Genomic DNA, 525 nt, shown 5'->3' with positions numbered 1-525 from the left:
CCACTTTCGCCTACAGAAATCGACACTGTCGCTGACCTGGTCAGCGCCAGGTCGCGGGTCGCGGATCTCCGAAAAATCTATCGGGACGCCTTGCGCGAATACCGGGAGAACACGGATTCCGACTCGGCCCGCCGCCACGTGCTCGCGGTCGCGCGGCAGATCGACACCGCCACAGCGGCAGCGCAGCGCCAGGCGCGCCGGCTCGGGTTGGGATCAACCACCCTCGAAAAGCAACCAAGCGGAGATTGAACATGGAAGCGGCACAGTTCGGCGAGGACCTCGCCCAGCATGCGATGGCAGAGATCCGATCGATCGCGAACCGCCTCGCAGAAGCCGACCTCAAGCAGGCCAACCTCGCGTCGACCGGTGCGAAGGTCACGCGAGCGATCGAGGTCGCGGCAGCAGCTCATTGCCTTGGCGACCTCGAAGCGGCGGCAAAATGGATCGACGCCGCCCGGGCCGCGTTTGACGCCGCTGTTGCCACGGCACGTCGCCACGTCGGTATTCTGGCCGATAGCGATCCGA

At 65.5% G+C, this 525-nt stretch carries 2 protein-coding genes; both read left to right on the top strand.

All coding sequences use genetic code 11. The features are described 5' to 3' along the window. Positions 1-249 (top strand): hypothetical protein (locus NKJ75_RS32805; RefSeq protein ID WP_352500767.1); only part of this gene is annotated, 249 nt, incomplete at its 5' end. 2 nt (positions 250-251) lie between these two features. Next, positions 252-525, top strand: a 274-nt coding sequence (locus tag NKJ75_RS32800; RefSeq protein WP_352500766.1) for a hypothetical protein, incomplete at its 3' end; no start/stop codon positions are given.

This window comes from Mesorhizobium sp. M0058 (genome assembly GCF_040323095.1).
In the GTDB taxonomy this organism is placed as follows: Bacteria; Pseudomonadota; Alphaproteobacteria; order Rhizobiales; family Rhizobiaceae; genus Mesorhizobium.
Note: the sequence above shows the minus strand (reverse complement) of the source record. Positions and strands in the feature narration are given on the sequence as shown.